16 protein-coding genes are annotated in these 16,881 nt (G+C 65.2%); 2 read left to right on the top strand and 14 right to left on the bottom strand.

Features of this window, described 5'->3' with window-relative positions; all coding sequences use genetic code 11:
* Nucleotides 1-100 precede the first annotated feature (100 nt).
* A complete protein-coding gene (locus ABIB35_RS08075; protein WP_354180387.1) occupies nucleotides 101-709 on the top strand; it encodes a class I SAM-dependent methyltransferase in 609 nt (202 codons plus the stop codon).
* Nucleotides 710-755: 46 nt separating this feature from the next.
* On the opposite strand, the gene dapF is transcribed toward ABIB35_RS08075, so the two are convergent.
* The 8 genes from dapF to ABIB35_RS08035 form a co-directional block, all read right to left on the bottom strand.
* On the bottom strand, nucleotides 756-1,706 hold the full coding sequence (gene dapF, locus ABIB35_RS08070; RefSeq protein ID WP_354180386.1) for a diaminopimelate epimerase: 951 nt from the start codon (nucleotides 1,704-1,706) through the stop codon (nucleotides 756-758).
* Entirely contained in the window at nucleotides 1,703-2,623 is a 921-nt protein-coding gene (miaA, locus tag ABIB35_RS08065; RefSeq protein ID WP_354180385.1) for a tRNA (adenosine(37)-N6)-dimethylallyltransferase MiaA, read from the bottom strand. Before miaA ends, dapF begins: the two co-directional genes overlap by 4 nt.
* A gap of 27 nt (nucleotides 2,624-2,650) precedes the next feature.
* The gene (miaB, locus tag ABIB35_RS08060) at nucleotides 2,651-4,186 is read right to left on the bottom strand and encodes a tRNA (N6-isopentenyl adenosine(37)-C2)-methylthiotransferase MiaB (protein ID WP_502915751.1); all 1,536 of its coding nucleotides are present in this window, start codon (nucleotides 4,184-4,186) and stop codon (nucleotides 2,651-2,653) included.
* Nucleotides 4,187-4,290: 104 nt separating this feature from the next.
* Nucleotides 4,291-5,226, bottom strand: coding sequence for an aggregation-promoting factor C-terminal-like domain-containing protein (locus tag ABIB35_RS08055; protein ID WP_354180383.1), 936 nt, complete (start codon nucleotides 5,224-5,226; stop codon nucleotides 4,291-4,293).
* A gap of 82 nt (nucleotides 5,227-5,308) precedes the next feature.
* Entirely contained in the window at nucleotides 5,309-6,694 is a 1,386-nt protein-coding gene (locus ABIB35_RS08050) for an aggregation-promoting factor C-terminal-like domain-containing protein (RefSeq protein WP_354180381.1), read from the bottom strand.
* A 44-nt stretch (nucleotides 6,695-6,738) separates the two neighbouring features.
* Entirely contained in the window at nucleotides 6,739-7,323 is a 585-nt protein-coding gene (locus ABIB35_RS08045) for a regulatory protein RecX (protein ID WP_502915750.1), read from the bottom strand.
* A gap of 5 nt (nucleotides 7,324-7,328) precedes the next feature.
* Entirely contained in the window at nucleotides 7,329-8,384 is a 1,056-nt protein-coding gene (gene recA, locus ABIB35_RS08040; protein WP_354180379.1) for a recombinase RecA, read from the bottom strand.
* A gap of 220 nt (nucleotides 8,385-8,604) precedes the next feature.
* Nucleotides 8,605-8,826, bottom strand: coding sequence for a DUF3046 domain-containing protein (locus tag ABIB35_RS08035; protein ID WP_354180377.1), 222 nt, complete (start codon nucleotides 8,824-8,826; stop codon nucleotides 8,605-8,607).
* Between the two features lie 91 nt (nucleotides 8,827-8,917).
* Here ABIB35_RS08035 and ABIB35_RS08030 point away from each other — a divergent pair, with 91 nt between their 5' ends.
* A complete protein-coding gene (locus ABIB35_RS08030; RefSeq protein WP_354180375.1) occupies nucleotides 8,918-9,391 on the top strand; it encodes a MarR family winged helix-turn-helix transcriptional regulator in 474 nt (157 codons plus the stop codon).
* A 116-nt stretch (nucleotides 9,392-9,507) separates the two neighbouring features.
* On the opposite strand, the gene ABIB35_RS08025 is transcribed toward ABIB35_RS08030, so the two are convergent.
* The 6 genes from ABIB35_RS08025 to dapA all read right to left on the bottom strand — a co-directional run bounded on the left by ABIB35_RS08025 (nucleotide 9,508) and on the right by dapA (nucleotide 16,865).
* Nucleotides 9,508-9,933 carry a helix-turn-helix domain-containing protein gene (locus ABIB35_RS08025; RefSeq protein WP_269436918.1) on the bottom strand — a complete coding sequence of 142 codons (426 nt, stop codon included), beginning with the start codon at nucleotides 9,931-9,933 and terminating at the stop codon, nucleotides 9,508-9,510.
* A gap of 150 nt (nucleotides 9,934-10,083) precedes the next feature.
* Complete coding sequence (locus ABIB35_RS08020; protein ID WP_354180468.1) at nucleotides 10,084-10,566, bottom strand: CinA family protein; 483 nt, start codon at nucleotides 10,564-10,566, stop codon at nucleotides 10,084-10,086.
* An 11-nt stretch (nucleotides 10,567-10,577) separates the two neighbouring features.
* The gene (pgsA, locus tag ABIB35_RS08015; protein WP_354180373.1) at nucleotides 10,578-11,180 is read right to left on the bottom strand and encodes a CDP-diacylglycerol--glycerol-3-phosphate 3-phosphatidyltransferase; all 603 of its coding nucleotides are present in this window, start codon (nucleotides 11,178-11,180) and stop codon (nucleotides 10,578-10,580) included.
* Between the two features lie 20 nt (nucleotides 11,181-11,200).
* Complete coding sequence (locus ABIB35_RS08010; RefSeq protein ID WP_354180371.1) at nucleotides 11,201-14,134, bottom strand: FtsK/SpoIIIE family DNA translocase; 2,934 nt, start codon at nucleotides 14,132-14,134, stop codon at nucleotides 11,201-11,203.
* Between the two features lie 100 nt (nucleotides 14,135-14,234).
* Entirely contained in the window at nucleotides 14,235-15,926 is a 1,692-nt protein-coding gene (locus ABIB35_RS08005; RefSeq protein ID WP_354180369.1) for a ribonuclease J, read from the bottom strand.
* 6 nt (nucleotides 15,927-15,932) lie between these two features.
* Nucleotides 15,933-16,865 carry a 4-hydroxy-tetrahydrodipicolinate synthase gene (gene dapA, locus ABIB35_RS08000; RefSeq protein ID WP_354180367.1) on the bottom strand — a complete coding sequence of 311 codons (933 nt, stop codon included), beginning with the start codon at nucleotides 16,863-16,865 and terminating at the stop codon, nucleotides 15,933-15,935.
* Nucleotides 16,866-16,881 lie beyond the last annotated feature (16 nt).

The following is a 16,881-nucleotide window of genomic DNA, read 5'->3' as shown; positions in this document are numbered from 1 at the left end:
TTCTCCATGGTAAGTCAGTGCACGGACATTTGGGGGCGTGATCTCTTGCCGCTGAATCCGGTTTCCGCTGCCTGCCGCAGACGCACTAATCTGGTTTGTTATGGGTTCAGACCATTACTTCAGTTCACAGCCTTCGGGTCCCGAGGTCCGCCGGCCGCTTCATGTCACACTCGACGGCCGCGAGCGTACGCTTGTCACCGCCGGCGGCATCTTCAGCCCCGACGCCATTGACAAGGGCACGGTGATCCTCCTTGACGAAGTCCCGGCACCCTCCCCCACCGGCAATCTGCTGGACATCGGCTGCGGCTGGGGTCCGGTGGCACTGACCATGGCGCTGAAATCCCCCGCAGCCCGCGTCTACGCCGTGGACGTCAACGAACGGTGTCTGGCCCTGACCCGAGACAATGCCGCCGCTCTGGGACTGGACAACGTCACTGCGTCCCGGCCCGAAGAGGTCGACCCACAGCTGCGGTTCGAGACCATCTGGTCCAATCCGCCCATCCGTATCGGCAAGGAGGAACTCCATGCCCTGCTGCTCCTGTGGCTCCCCCGCCTGGCTCCGGAAGGAAGCGCGTGGCTGGTGGTTCAGAAGAACCTTGGCGCGGATTCGCTGCAGAAGTGGATTGCCGAGCAGCTGGGCTCGGACTACTCGGTGGCCCGCCACAGCACGGCCAAGTCCTTCCGCATCCTGAAGATTGAGCGCCGCTGAGAAGCCAGCTGACTGATCAGCCGGCTTTTAGAATCCCGGCCGCTGGCTAGAGCAGGGTCCCGCGTGCCACGAGCACAGCGGGGCCGCTGAGTTCCACGTGTTCGCGGCCGTCTTCGGCGGTCAGGAAACGGACGCCCACGACGCCGCCGGGTACCGTTACTGCCCAGTCGTTCGGAGCGTCCCGGCCGGCCCAGAAACGGATGGCGACGGCGGCGGCACAGGCGCCGGTGCCGCAGGAAAGGGTCTCCCCCACACCGCGTTCATGCACACGCATCGTCAGCAGTCCCACACCGTTTTCGACCAGCGGCTCGGCAGGCACTACAAATTCCACGTTGGTGCCGTTCTCCGGTTCCGGCTGCACGGAGGGTGCGGCCACGAGGCTGGTGGCGGCGAGTTCGGACAGCTCCGCCAGGGCCACCACGGTGTGCGGATTTCCCATGCTGACGGACAGCCCGGGGCGGGGCACCTCCAGACCTGCGGCGTTAACGACGGCGTCCATGGCCTTAGCTGCTGCGTGGTCGGGGTAGATGAACTCCCACGGGCCCATGTCCACGGCGTAGCCGCTCTGAACCCGGGTGACGGTCTTGATGCCGGCACGGGTACCGATGGTCAGGGTTTCCCCTTCCGCCAGGTGGACAAGGTCCTCGGCGAGCAGGAAGTGGACAAAAACCCGGACCCCGTTGCCGCACATTTCGGAAATACTGCCGTCCGAATTGCGGTAATCCATGAACCATTCGGCTCCGGGGTCGGTCTGCAGCAGACCCTGTCCCTCCGGCAGATGCTCCGAGCGCACGGCCCGGATAAAACCGTCGGCACCGATACCGCGGTGCCGGTCGCACACGGCCGCAACTTCGGCGGCGGTGATGTCGCGGCCACCCTCGGGGTCGGCAACCAGGACAAAGTCATTGCCGGTGCCGTGGCCCTTGGCGAAGGGCAGGCCGGCCAGGGAGGCTGGCAGGCCGGAAGCGGACAGTGCGGCGGAAAGAGTTGTGTTCACTGTTCAAGGATAGCGGCGGCAGCCTTGGCGGTCAGTTCGGGATCATCCCAGTCGAGCCAGGTGATGCGCGGGTCGGCCCGGAACCAGGTCAGCTGGCGGCGGGCGAACTGCCGGGTGGCGACCACTGTCTGTTCCGTGGCCTGCGCAACTGTTGACTCGCCGTCGAGCACGCGTAGGAACTGCGAATAGCCCAGCGCCCGGCCGGCGGTCCGCCCCTCGCGCAGCCCCCGGCCGGCCAGGGTTTGAACTTCGGCGAGCAGGCCGCGGTCCACCATCTGGTCCACCCGCGCGGCCAGCCGGCGGTGCAGCAGACCGCGCTCCACACTCAGACCAATCTGGACGGCCGGCTGGAAGTACTCCCGGGCTGGCATAAAGGAGCTGAACGGCTGGCCGGTCAGCTGATGGACCTCCAGTGCGCGCACCACGCGGCGGCCGTCGCCGAGCCGGTCGGCGGACACCGGATCCACGGTGCGGAGCCGCCCGCGCAGTACCTCCAAACCTGCTTCCTCGAGTTCCCGTTCCAGGCCGGCGCGCACCGCCGGATCCGTGCCGGGGAACTCCAGGACATCCAGGGCTGCGCGCACATAGAGGCCGGATCCGCCCACAAGGATCGGATACTTTCCACGCTCCCGGATCTCGGTGATGAGATTCCGGGCGGAAGCCTGGAACGCCGAGACGCTGGCCTCCTCCCGGACATCCATGATGTCCAGCAGATGGTGCGGAACGCCGCGGCGCTCCTCAATGCTGATTTTCGCGGTACCGATGTCCATGCCACGGTAAAACTGCATGGCATCGGCATTGATCACTTCCCCGCCCAGTTCCCGTGCCAGGGCAACGCCCAGATCGGATTTGCCGGAGCCGGTGGGGCCGACGACGGCGATGACAGGGCGGGAGCGTGTGTTAGCTGCGGAGATCATTGGGTGCACCGGGGAATCACCGGCGCGCTAGGAGCGCGGCGGCAGCGCGGGCATGCCCAGTGAGACACCGGGTTTTCCGGCAGCCGTGCCGGGAGCCGGAACTCCGCAGGAATCCGCCTGCGAACGGTCCCAGGCGTCTCCGGCGCGGGAGCGGCGCAGTGAGTAGTCTGCCCCCGTGGCGGGATCCGAGACCAGGTGGAATGCCGCCGCCGAGGTGACGGGTACGGTGACAAGGTCTCCGGGGCGGGGCACCTCGCAGCCTTCGGGCACCGAGAAATGCACCAGGCGCTGGTCGCGTGAGCGGCCGGAGAGCCGCCCGGTTTCCTCGGATTTGCGGCCGGAGCCGGCGGTCACCATCACTTCCACCGTGGTGCCCACCTGCTTGGCATTTTCTTCAGCCGCAATGCGGTCCTGCAGTGCGGTGAGGCGTTCAAAGCGTTCCTGGACAACCGCCTTGGGCAGCTGGTCCGGGAGGTCGGCGGCGGGAGTGCCGGGCCGTTTGGAGTACTGGAAGGTAAAGGCGGTGGCGAAGCGGGACTTCTCCACGACGTCGAGCGTGGCGGCGAAGTCCTCTTCCGTTTCGCCCGGGAAGCCCACAATGATGTCCGTGGAAATCGCCGCGTGCGGCATGCGTTCACGGACGCTGTCCAGGATGCCCAGGAATTTCTTGGACCGGTAGGACCGGCGCATGTCCTTGAGCACCTTGTCGGAACCGGACTGCAGCGGCATGTGCAGCTGCGGCATGACGTTGGGGGTTTCCGCCATCGCATCGATGACGTCCTGGGTGAAGGCGGCCGGGTGCGGGCTGGTAAAGCGGACGCGTTCCAGACCCTGGATGCTGCCACAGGCCCGCAGCAGTTTGGCGAACGCGCCGCGGTCCCCGAATTCCACCCCGTAGGAGTTCACGTTCTGGCCCAGCAGCGTGACCTCTATGGCGCCGTCGTCGACCAGTGCCTGGATCTCGGCGAGGATCTCGCCGGGGCGGCGGTCACGCTCCTTGCCCCGCAGGGAGGGAACAATGCAGAACGTGCAGGTATTGTTGCAGCCCACGGAGATCGAGACCCAGCCCGCGTACACGGAGTCCCGTTTGGTGGGCAGCGTCGAGGGGAAAACATCCAGAGATTCCAGGATTTCCAGCTGTGCTTCATCGTTGTGGCGTGCCCGCTCCAGCAGGGCCGGCAGCGACCCGATGTTGTGGGTTCCAAAGACGGCGTCCACCCACGGCGCCCGGCGCTGGATCGTGTCGCGGTCTTTCTGCGCCAGGCATCCGCCCACGGCGATCTGCATGCCCGGGCGCGTTTCCTTGACGTGGGCCAACATGCCCAGGTTGCCGTAGAGCTTGTTGTCCGCGTTCTCCCGCACCGCACAGGTGTTGAAGACAACGACGTCGGCCTGGTCCCCTTCGGCCGGCACGTAACCGGCGTTCTCCAGCAGGCCGGCAATGCGCTCGGAATCGTGGACATTCATCTGGCAGCCGAAGGTCCGCACCTGATAGGTGCGCTGGAGCTGCAGGGGCTCGGCAGGGGACGGGGAAGTCATGGGGGAAGATACAGTCAAACTCACAGTCCTAGGGTACCTGCCGCCGGCCCCCGGAGCGGGCGTTCGCTCTGCGGGAACCTTTCGGTTGATCCTTAGCCGGTGCCGTCCGGCGGTGCGCGCGGCCGGGTTTAGTACCAGTTGTTGGCGTAGTGGAAGTTCAGTGCTGAGCAGGGGCTGCCGTACCGGGATTCAATGTAGCCCAGTCCCCAGTTGATCTGCGTCTTGTAGCTGGTCAGGTAGTCAGGTCCTGATGAGGCCATTTTTTCGGCGGGAAGTGACTGGACGATGCCGTAGGCGCCGCTGCTGGCGTTGGTGGCGCTGGTCGTCCAATTGGATTCCTTCTCCCACAGCGTGTTGAGGCAGGTCATTTCCGAGGCCGCCCAGCCGTGGCCGGCCAGAGCGGACGCGGCGTAGGCCTTTGCTCCTGCGGGATCATCCATGGGAACTGACGCTGCAGCGGCGGCAGCTGCTTCTTCCGCTGCGCGGTCCGCGGCGGCTTGGGCATCAGCCGCTGCCCTGGCGGCAGTTTCCTGCTCGGCGGCCGCCCGGGCCCGCTCGGCTGCGGCCTCGGCGGCCTTGGCTGCTTCCGCCGCTTTAGTCTCTTCGGCGGCTTTGGCCTCCGCTGACTTCTCTTCGGTTGCTTTGGCGTCCCCGGCGGCTTTGGCTTCTTCGGCTTTTTTCGCCTCGTTGGCGGCAGCCTCTTCAGCTGCCCTCTTCTGGGCGTCGGTGTCGGCGCCGCTTGCCTTCTCCTGCGCGTCGCGCTCGGCTTCGTCCGCCGAGGTAGTGGACGCGGGGTCCGTCTCGCCGGTCGGCGAGGTCAGGCTGACGAGGTTGGCGCGCAGCGTCTCGTTTTGCACCGAGGCTCCGGCAACACCAAAGAAGGCAAGACCGCCGGCAACTGCAATGGCACCAATGCGGAGTTTGCGGGTTCGTCGGGCCTGCCGGCGGTCCTGGGTGAGCTCGCGCCGTCCGGGAGTCTCTTCGGACCCCGGCGTGCGGTTAAGTGTGTCTTCGTTGCCGAGGGTGTCTTCGTTGCCGAGGGCATCTTTGTGGAGGGAAGTCATAGGACCGAGACGGTACAGACGAACCCTGAGGAACTATCTCAAATACATAACGATCGGGTTGACACGCGTGTTGTAAAAGGGCTTAATACCAGTTTTTGTCTTCGGAATGCTGCCAGGCGGCACAGGGGCTGCCGTACCGGGAGCTGATGTATCCCAGCCCCCACTCGATCTGGGTGCGGTAGTTGGTGCGCCAGTCGGCTCCGACGCTGGCCATCTTGTCTCCGGGCAGTGACTGCGGAATGCCGTAGGCGCCGCTGGACGGATTGTTTGCGCTGGTCCGCCAGCCGGACTCGCGCTGCCACAGGTTGACCAGGCACCGAAACTGGTCCTGTCCCCAGCCGCGCGACGACAGCTGCCCGGCAGCATAGGCCTGCGCAGCGGCGGGGTCGTCAACGGGTCCCGGCGCAGGCGCCGGCGTGGGAACCGGAGCAGGAGCAGGTACGGGATCCGGAGCCGGAGCAGGTTGCGGAACGGGTGGGGCAGGTGGTGCTGCCGGGGGCGGCGGGACGGGATTGGGTGCTGGGACCTGAGGCTGCGGGGTGGGATTAATCACCGGAACCGGCCCCGTTTCGCCGGGCCGCGGAGCAGGATTGCTGCCGCTGTTATCACCGGCCCTGTCCCGTGCTTCAGCTTCCCGAGCGGCTTCCTCCGCCGCCCGCGCCTCCTGCTGTTTGCGGTAGGTCTCTTCAGCCTGAAGCCCCTTCAACCGATCTGCTTCGGCCTGCGCGCTGCTGTCCCGCAGGTCAGCCAGCTGCTCCAGCAAAACGGCGCTTCGGCCCTGAACTTCACGAACGGCGGCATCCGCATCCGCTGCTGCGGCCTGGGCCTGAACGGCCAGCCGCTGGGCTTCGGCAGCGGATGATTCCCGGGCTTGAAGGGCAGCAGCTTCCCGCTCTTCAAGGCTGCGCAGGACGTTTTCGGCCGCGGAGGCCTGGGCCTGAAGACTGTCAGTACGGCCGGTAATGCCCTGAAGCGTGGTGAGCCGGTCCATGGCTCCCACGGCGGCGTCAGCGTCCAGGAGCATCAACAGGCTCGAGTCCATGCCGCCGGTTTTATAGGTCTGCGCCGCCAGGGCTCCCAGCTGGTCAGTGAGCGCGGCCGCCGATGCGGCTGCTTCGCCCCGCTGGGCAGCCAGGACATCCACAGTGCGACTGTTGGCTTCAGCTTCGTCGGCGGCCAGCTGATGGCTGGCCGAAGCCTGGACCGCGGCGGTTCCGAGGGCGCCAGCCTCAGCGGAAAGGTCACCGAAGAGCGTCTCGATTTCGACTACCTGGGCGGCCTTGGCCCCCGCGCTGTGTTTGGCCTGTTCGACGTCGTCCCAAGAGGGATAATCCGCTGCGGCTGCAGGCGCCGGAGTAAAAACCGCAGGCACAGCAGTGAAGACCGAGGCGGCAAGCACACCGGTCAGCAGCACGGATCCCAGGGAAACTCGAGTGAACTTCTTCCCCGTCAGCAACAGAGTCAACATCGGAGCTCAGCATACGGCACGGGCGGTGAATAACCCTAGGTTTCCTACCAGGCGTCTTCGGGCTGCTGCTCCAGGACGTCGCCAATGAGGTCGTTGACCACGCGGTATCCCACCGACGGGGAGTATCCCTTGCGGGCCAGCATGGAGACCAGCCGCCGGGCCTGTTTGTCCCGTGCAGCCCGGTCCGTCAGATCCACTGAAGACTGCAGCTTGCGGCGTGCCAGCGCCCGGGCAGCAACAAGTTCGTCCTCATCACTCACCTGTTCCAGGGCTTCCGCCGCAAGGTCCCCGGAGATGCCTTTCTCGGCAAGTTCACGCTTCAGGGCTCCGCGGGCCAAGGATTTGGACCGAGACCGGCTGGCCACCCACAGTCGGGCAAACTCCGCATCGTCCACCAGCTGCACTTCTTCGAAGCGGTCCAGCACGGCCAGCGCAACGTCCTCCGGTATGTCCTTTTCCGCCAGCTTCACAGCCAGCTGATGCCGGCTCTTGGGGGAATTGGTCAACTGGCGCAGGACAATGTTCCGCGCAGTCCCGTACGGATCGCGTTTCTCCTCCGCCGGCGGCTCTGCAGCGGGTTCTCCGGGCGAACGGTCTGACCCGGAAAACCCGTTGCTTGGCAGATCCACGGCGGCTAAGCGTCCTTCGGAACTGCCTTGAGCTTCGGTTCAGCCGGAGCTTCTTCGGAGGCGGGTCCGTTGATGCCCAGCTTTTCGCGCAGCCGGCGCTCCAGCTCATCAGTCAGTTCCGGATTGTCCCGCAGGAACTTACGGGCATTTTCCTTGCCCTGGCCCAGCTGGTCACCGTCGTAGGTGAACCACGCGCCGGACTTCTTGACGAAGCCGTGCTCCACACCCATATCAATCAGCCCGCCCTCACGGGAAATGCCGGTTCCGTAGATGATGTCAAACTCCGCCTGCTTGAACGGCGGCGCCATCTTGTTTTTGACGATCTTGGCGCGGGTGCGATTACCCACGGGAACCGTGCCTTCCTTGAGGGTCTCGATGCGGCGGACATCGATGCGCACGGAGGCGTAGAACTTCAGGGCCTTGCCACCGGTGGTGGTTTCCGGGCTACCGAACATGACGCCAATTTTTTCGCGGAGCTGGTTGATGAAGATTGCCGTGGTGTTGGTGTGGCTCAGGCGTCCGGCGATCTTGCGGAGCGCCTGGCTCATGAGGCGCGCCTGCAGGCCCACGTGGCTGTCACCCATGTCACCCTCAATTTCGGCGCGCGGGACCAGCGCTGCCACGGAGTCGATGACCACTACGTCAACGGAGCCCGAACCGATCAGCATGTCCATGATTTCCAGGGCCTGCTCACCGGTGTCCGGCTGGGAGACGAGGAGGGAATCGGTATCCACGCCAAGACGGGCGGCGTAAATGGGATCCAGGGCGTGCTCCGCGTCGATGAAGGCAGCGATGCCGCCGTTCTTCTGGGCATTGGCGACAACGTGCAGCGCCAGGGTGGTCTTACCCGAGGATTCCGGGCCGTAGATCTCTACGACGCGGCCGCGGGGAAGCCCGCCGATACCGAGTGCCAGGTCCAGGGCGATCGAACTGGTGGAGATGGTCTCTGCCGGAGCGCGGACTTCGTCACCGAGCCGCATGATCGAGCCCTTGCCGTACTGCTTATCGATCTGGGCCAGCGCTGCTTCAAGAGCTTTTGCGCGGTCGACTGCTGCTGCCATTCTTCACCTCGGTTGTTGGAGTTTTGCGTGGCCCGGAGGCCGGTTGTCCTGCTCACCTACGACCATATGCGGCGGCACTGACAAAACAGCAGAGCGGACTGCCGTGGGGATATCAGGGGCAATTCTGCGGTCGTATCGCCCTTGTGTAGGAGCATATCGGTATCCGAACAGGTATTCGAATCTTCACTTCGGCGTGTCCTGCTTCAATACAGGAAAGCCATCACTTTTTCGGCTGGATGTCCCGGCCCAACCGGCGTTCCACCGGAACGTCCTGGATATCGCAGACGGCCAGCCACACGGATCTGGGTTCGATTCCGCCCTTGAGTGCCTCGGCAGCTGTCTTACCGCCCAGAGAACCCAGGACAAGGTCCGAGGCAAGCACCCGTGAGTAGGCAGGGCCGAATTCATCGTCCATAAGCCGCCAAAAATCACTGAGTCGCATCGCTTAATCTTCTCACGCTCAGACCCCCGTCTGAGGTCAGGCGCGGATCCGGGAGCTCACCCTCCCCCGTCCTCCGCCTAGAATGGAGTCCATGACCGAGCAGGCCTCCTCCCCAGAACCGCGGCACAACGAAGCGGCCATCGACACGCTGGAACATGCCCTGTCCCTGCTGTGGCGCCGGGCCCGATCAAATTCGCACAAGGTGGCACGTGAGGTGCACCCGGATATGGAACCGGCGGCCTACGGCCTGCTGGTGCTACTGCAGCAACATCAGGCCATGCGTTTGACGGACATTGCCGCCAGCATAGGAATCGGCAAGCCCTCGGTCAGCCGTCAGATCGTGATTCTGGAAAGTCTGGGACTGGTACAGAAGCACGCCGATCCGCTTGACGGGCGCGCCCAGACCATTTCCTTGACTCCTGCGGGTTCGCAGGCCCTGGTTAAGACCCAGGCGGCCCGCAAGGATCTGTTCCACACGCTCCTGGAAGGCTGGGGTGAGGATGAGCTGGTCCAGCTGGGGTCCCTGCTCAATAAGCTGAACGAGGCGTATGCCCGGGAGCGCTAACAACGAAGCTGAGCCCACCCCCGTTACAGCACAAAGACCCCGCCGATATCCGGCGGGGTCTTTGTGCATCACTGGGCAGGCTGCTGAGGAGCTACAGCCTTGCTGCTGATGTAGGTCTACGGTGTGCGGGCCAGGTCCCGGGCCATGTCCTCAGGGAATTCGCGGGCAAACTCGCGCGAGAATTCCGACGGCACGGTGTCGGGTATGGCGATGCCTTCTGCACTCGCCACCCGGTCACTGACCTCACGAAGCATCAGGGACAATGGCACATCAAGCGCGGTGCAGATCGAGGATAGGAGTTCCGATGAAGCTTCCTTCTGACCCCGTTCCACCTCGCTGAGGTAGCCAAGTGAAACGCGTGCGCTGTGCGATACCTCGCGCAGGGTACGCCCCTGACGCTGACGGACATCGCGCAGTACGTCGCCAATTTCATGACGAAGAACAACCATTTTGCGCTCCTTTGGCTCCCGGTGTGCATCTTCCGCCAACCCTACATCCCGCCAGCGAATAACGCCGTTCACGGATACGGGTTGCTTAACCATCTGTATCGTCCTGCTCCCTATGTGGTCGGACTGCGGTTGCCCCGCAGGTATCTAAAGATCGTAGTCGGGAAACCTTGGCGGTTCCTGATACTAACAACTAAGCTTCTCCGGGATTTGTTCCCGGGGCTAAAACCCCGTTCCGGAACCCTGTTACGGGTGCTCCGCAAGTGCCCGGGCAAGCAGTACAAGGGCTTCGTCACAGGCCTGCCGACGGATGGCTGTCCTGTCCCCGGAAAACAGAAATTCCCGGACGAACGTCTCTTCCCGGGACGCCACAGCGATAAAGACGCAGCCCACGGCCTTGCCGTCATGCGGTTCGGGGCCCGCGGCACCTGTGGTGGACACCCCCAGGTCCGTCTCCAGGACCCGTCGGGCGCCCTCGGCCATCTGGCGGGCCACTCCGGCGTCGACAGATCCGGCGGTGGCGAGCAGATCGCCGTCGACCCCCAGGACTTTTTTCTTCACAGAGTTGGAATAAGCGATGATCCCGCCCGCGAGAACCGCGGAGACCCCGGGAACGGCGCCCAGTTCCGCTGCGACCATGCCCGCCGTCAGCGATTCGGCGGTGGCCAGGGTCAGGCCTGCCGTCTGGGCGGCACCTACCACCGCTGCAGCTGTGCCGGCATCGGCCATGTCGCTCACCGTCACCGTCCACCCGGGTTTTGCAGTGCCCGCCGGCGAAGCTGGACGGCTTTGATGACGTAGTCCACACCCGTCACCACGGTGATGACCAGCGCGGCGGCCATCACCACGGCACCAATCCACCAGGCCCAGGCACCAAGCCAGGTTGTCAGCGGCAACAGGTACAGGAAGATGGCGAAGGTCTGGACCACTGTCTTGAGCTTGCCTCCGCGCGAGGCCGCCATGACGCCGTAGCGGATGACGACAAACCGCAGCAGGGTGATGCCGATCTCGCGGACCAGGATCACGATGGTGACCCACCACCACAGCTCGCCCAGGGCGGACAACATCACCAGTGCCGAGCCGATCAGCAGCTTGTCCGCAATCGGATCCGCGATCTTGCCGAAGTTGGTGATCAGGCCGCGGCTCCGGGCCAGGTCGCCGTCGAGCTTGTCGGTGTAGATGGCGACGGCGAAGGTGGCCACCGCCAGCCAGCGGTACAGGCCGTGGCGTCCGTCATCGGCGAGAAGCAGCCAGATGAAAAGCGGAACCATAAGGATCCGCACAACCGTCAGTACGTTGGCGATGTTCAGGAGGGGGGCGTTCCCGGTAGAAGAGTTGCTCACGGTTCCAGCCTAGCGGGGTTTCAGCGGCCGGTCAGACTCCAGGCGTCTTCGGATCCGCCGTCTTCATCGCCGCCCTCGCCGTCGTAGTACTCGGTGGCCTGCTGCCGGCCCTCCAGATCCTGGGCGACCAGGTCCACGGGACCCTCGGGTTGGAATCCGTGGTTGGCGTTGGCGTTCTCCGCCAGCGCGGCAGTCGCGGCCGATGACGGACCGTTGGCGGCCTCTCCCCCGCTAATGGCCGCCAGCGTGGCCGCAAGATCATCGGGCTTGACCAGCACGTCACGGGCCTTGGAACCTTCGGAGGGCCCGACGACGCCGCGGGACTCGAGCAGGTCCATCAGGCGGCCGGCCTTGGCGAACCCGACGCGGAGCTTGCGCTGGAGCATGGAGGTGGAACCGAACTGAGTGGTGACCACCAGCTCGGTGGCCTGCAGCAGCACGTCCATGTCATCGCCAATGTCATCTTCGATCTGCTTCTTCGGCGCAGTGACCGTGACATCCTCGCGGTACACGGCACCGAGCTGACCCTTGACGTGTTCCACCACGCGGTGGATTTCGGACTCGGTGACCCAGGCGCCCTGAACACGGATGGGCTTGTTGGCACCCATCGGCAGGAACAGGGCGTCACCCTGGCCCAGCAGCTTCTCGGCGCCGGGCTGGTCCAGGACCACGCGGGAGTCGGTGACCGAGGACGTGGCGAAGGCCATCCGGGAGGGCACGTTGGCCTTGATCAGGCCGGTGACCACGTCCACGGAGGGCCGCTGGGTGGCGAGCACCAGATGGATGCCGGCGGCACGGGCAAGCTGGGTGATGCGGACAATGGAGTCTTCTACGTCCCGCGGGGCCACCATCATCAGGTCCGCGAGCTCATCCACAATCACCAGCAGATACGGGTAGGGCCGGACCACGCGCTTGGATCCGGCCGGCGGAATGACCTTGCCCAGCTTGACGGCCTTGTTGAAGTCATCAATGTGCTTGAAGCCAAAGTTCGCCAGGTCGTCGTACCGGGTGTCCATTTCGCGGACCACCCACTGCAGCGCTTCGGCGGCCTTCTTGGGGTTGGTGATGATGGGCGTGATCAGGTGCGGCACGCCCTCATAAGCGGTCAGTTCCACGCGCTTGGGGTCCACCATGACCATGCGCACCTCATCCGGGGTCGAGCGCATCAGGATGGAGGTGATCATGGAGTTCACGAAGGAGGACTTACCGGCACCGGTGGCACCGGCCACCAAGAGGTGCGGCATCTTGGCAAGGTTGGCGACTACAAAGCCGCCCTCCACATCCTTGCCCACACCCATGACCATCGGATGTTCGGTCTTGCGTGCCGCGTTGGAACGCAGCACATCGCCCAGGGCCACTACTTCCTTGTCCGCGTTCGGAATTTCGATGCCGATCGCCGACTTGCCGGGAATGGGCGAGAGGATGCGCACGTCCGAGGAGGCGACAGCGTAGGAAATGTTCTTGGACAGGGCGGTAACGCGTTCCACCTTGGTGCCCGGGGAGAGCTCGATTTCGTAGCGGGTCACCGTGGGGCCGCGGCTGAAGCCGGTCACATGCGCTTCCACCTTGAACTGGTCCAGGGTGTTGGTCAGCGCGTCGACGACGGCGTCATTGGCCTCGGAGCGCTCCTTGGCGGGTGGTCCTGCGGGCAGGAAGTCCGACGGCGGCAGGGTGTAGGTCACGTCCCCGGAGAGCTGGAGCTGTTCGGTGCGCTGCGGAATGGGCGTGGCCGGGGTGAGGTTCTTCACGGTCCGTGCGGGGACCGGCGGCACTGCGGGAGGCACCGGCAGCCCGCCCGGCGTTCCAAGGGCTGCTCCGGCTTCGGGAACCATCGCGATCGCCTCGGTGGGAGGCTCGGCGCCGTCGAACACTCCGTCCAGGTCTCCATCAACCGGCAGGCCCTGGGCGCGGCGAATCTTCTGGGTGGCCAGTTCGGACCGGGTGGGGCGGCGGACTCCCGGCGGAACAGCGGGTTCGGCTGCGGCCGCGGCGAGGGCTTCCTCGTCTTCATCGGCCAGCACCGCGCGTTCAAAGGCCTCGTCTCCGGCGAAGCCTTCGGCGGAGGGGTCCTCCTGGGGCCCGGTGTTGCGGCCGAACATTTTCGATTTCTTCTTCGGCGCCTTGGCCGGACGGCGGTCGCGTTCGTACAGGTAGCTCTGGTCGTGCGCCTCGGGATCGTCCGGTGCCAGGTCCTGGCCCATCAGGTGCTCGTACAGCCCGCGCAGGCGCAGCGGAATGTGCCGGAAGGGAGTGGCGGTGATGATGAGCAGGCCCACAAAAACCAGCAGCCCCAGCAGGATGGCGACGGGCCATGTGGTCAGCGCCGCCGACAGCGGGCCGGCCACCAGGAAACCGACAATGCCGCCGGATTCCCAGAGCCGGTCAAAGCCGTCGGAGAGTGCCGGTGAACCGCCCACAATATGGGTGATCCCGGAACCGGCGAAAAGGATGAGGGTCAGCCCAATGCTGATGCGGCTGTTGGCCTGGTGCCGCTCCGGATAGCGGAACAGCCGGACGGCTCCCGTGAGGAGCAGGAAGGGTACGACGACGGCCATCCAGCCGAAGGTGCCGGCAGCACCGGCGTGGATGACATCCGCCACCGGACCGCGCAGCGCCCACCATTCGACAGTGGCCACGGCCAGGGCGGTGAGGATCAGGAAGAAACCGGTGCCGTCCCGGCGGATGTCCCGGTCCGGGCTGACGTCGGCGCCGAGCTTGCGGATGCCCGCACCGGCCAGCCGGGCCACCCCCATCCAGGCACCCTGAACTGCGCGCAGCGGCAGCGGAACCTGTTCGGCGTCGGCGTGGGCCTTGGCGGCAGCACCGGAGCGGCCGGTCGCTTTGCCTCGCGGCTGGGTTTTGCCGGAGCTTTTTCCTGAGGTGCCCCCGGTGGTCCGGCTGGTGGTCCGGCCGGAAGCACCGCCGCGTGCGGCAGGGGAAGTACGAGTGGCCATAGGCTCCACCGTACCCGATGGGGCCGGGCAAACCGCGGATTTACGCGTCTGCCCGGCCCCATTTACTGCGCTCCCGAAGGCATGCCGGGAGGTTGCAGGCCTAGGCTTCCAGCACCACCGGAACAATCATCGGGCGCCGGCGCAGGCGCCGGTTGACCCAGGTGCCGACCACGCGGCGGACCACCTGCTGGAGCTGGTGGGTGGTGTGGTCCTTGTTGGAAGTGACGGCTTCCTCCAGCGCCTGGCTGATCTTGGGTTTGATTTCGTCGAACACCGCGTCGCCCTCCGCGAAACCCCGGGCATGGATCTCCGGACCGGAGACAATGGTGCCCGTGCTGCGGTTGACCACGGTGATGACCGAGATGAAGCCTTCCTCCCCGAGGATGACGCGGTCCTTGATGTCAGTGTCGGTGATCTCGCCGACGCTGGAGCCGTCCACATAAACAAAGCCGCACTCCACGGCGCCGACTACCCGGGCCGTGCCGTCGCGCAGATCCACCACTGTGCCGTCGTCGGCCAGGATGATGTTCTGTGCCGGAACGCCCGTCGCCTGCGCCAGTTTGCCGTTGGCGATCAGGTGCCGGGTCTCGCCGTGCACGGGCATGGCGTTCTTTGGTTTGAGGATGTTGTAGGTATACAGCAGTTCGCCGGCGGACGCGTGTCCGGAGACATGGATCTTGGCGTTGCCCTTGTGCACCACATCGGCGCCGAGTTTCATCAGGCCGTTGATGACGCGGAAAACGGCGTTTTCGTTGCCGGGGATCAGCGAGGAGGCAAGGATGACGGTGTCGCCCCGGCCCACCCGGATCCGGTGGTCGCCGTTGGCCATGCGGGAGAGGGCCGCCATGGGTTCGCCCTGCGACCCGGTGGACATCAGCACCAGCCGGTCATCGGGCATTTCGTCCACGTTCTTGAGATCCACCAGAATGCCCTCGGGCACATTCAGGTATCCGAGCTTCTCGGCGATGGCCATGTTGCGCACCATGGACCTGCCGACAAAGCAGACCTTGCGGTTATGCACCGCTGCGGCATCCAGCACCTGCTGCACGCGGTGGATGTGGGAGGAGAAGGACGCCACGATGATGCGCTTCTTCACCTTGCCGAACAGGGCCTCCAGCACCGGCCCGATTTCGCGCTCGGCAGTGGTGAAGCCGGGGACGTCGGCGTTGGTGGAGTCCGCCATGTACAGGTCCACGCCCTCCTGTCCCAGCCGGGCGAAGGCACGCAGATCGGTGATGCGGCCGTCCAGCGGCAGCTGGTCCATCTTGAAGTCGCCGGTGTGCAGCACAGTGCCGGCCTCGGTACGGATGAACACGGCCAGGGCGTCGGGGATGGAGTGGTTCACGGCGACGAACTCACACTCGAACGGCCCGAACTGCTCCACCTGCCCCTCGGTGACAGTGAAGGTGTAGGGCTTGATGCGGTGTTCCTGCAGCTTCGCCTCGACCAGGGCCAGCGTCAGCTGGGAGCCGATCAGCGGGATGTCCTGCTTCATTCGCAGCAGGTACGGAACCGCGCCGATGTGGTCCTCGTGGCCGTGCGTGAGTACAACGCCCACCACGTCGTCGAGCCGGTCTTCGATGTAGGAGAAATCCGGCAGGATCAGGTCAACGCCCGGCTGGTTCTCCTCCGGAAAGAGGACGCCGCAGTCCACAATCAGCAGTTTGCCGTTGATCTCGAAGACCGCCATGTTGCGGCCGATCTCGCCCAGGCCGCCCAGCGGCACAATCCGCAGAGTTCCCTCGTCCAGGGCCGGCGGGGTCCTCAGCGCGGTGTCCACTGCCTCCATCATGGCGCCTTAGGCCTTTTCCGAAGTCAGGGTCCGGGAAAAGTCCCAGCCGGCTTCGGCCAGATCAGTCAGCACGGTTTCCATTTCGACGGCGTCGGGACCCACCAGCGGCAGCCGGACGGCTGAGTTGGGGATCGCTCCCTGCATTTTGAGGATCGCCTTGGCGGCAACGGCACCGGGAATGTGGGTCATCACTGCCCGGATCACGGGATCCAGTTCGAAGTGGATCCGGCGTGCAGTGGCAAAGTCGCCGGCGGCGGCGGCATCCACGAGGGCACGGAACCGGGCGGTGGCCACGTGGGCGCTAACGCTGACCACGCCCACAGCTCCGGCGGCCATCCAGGGAAGGGTCAGGCCGTCGTCGCCGGCGTAGACATCAAGGGTGGTGTTGGCCAGGACCTGCGTGATCGCGGCAAAGTCCGCCTTTGCGTCCTTCAGAGCCAGGACCGACGGAATGTTCGCAAGCTTGACCATCGTGTCCGTGGAGATGGCAATGCCGGCGCGGCCGGGAATGTCATAGACCATGATCGGCAGGTCGGTGGCCGCAGCCACGGCCTCGAAGTGGGCGAGAACGCCGGCCTGGGTCGGCTTGTTGTAATACGGCGTCACGACCAGTTGAGCGTCCGCACCTGCCCGGAGCGCCCGTCGGGCCATTTCCACTGAGTGGGAGGTGTGGTTGGTGCCGGTGCCGGCGATGACCTTGGCGCGACCGCCCACGGTTTCGGCAACAACGCGGAACAGGTCTTCCTTTTCGCTGTCCTCGAGGGTGGAGGTTTCACCCGTGGTTCCGGAAACCACCAGGCCGTCGCAGCCGTCTTCGACCAGCTTATTGGCGAGTTTGGCCGTGGCGTCGTAGTCCACGGCTCCGTCCTCGGTGAACGGTGTCACCATTGCAGTGACGAGGGTTCCAAACGGAAGTGCACGAATATCAGAGTCAGCCATGGGTAAAACGTTACCC

The organism is Arthrobacter sp. UYP6 (assembly GCF_040547315.1).
Classification (GTDB): domain Bacteria; phylum Actinomycetota; class Actinomycetes; order Actinomycetales; family Micrococcaceae; genus Arthrobacter_B.
This window is presented reverse-complemented; position numbering and strand designations above follow the sequence as displayed.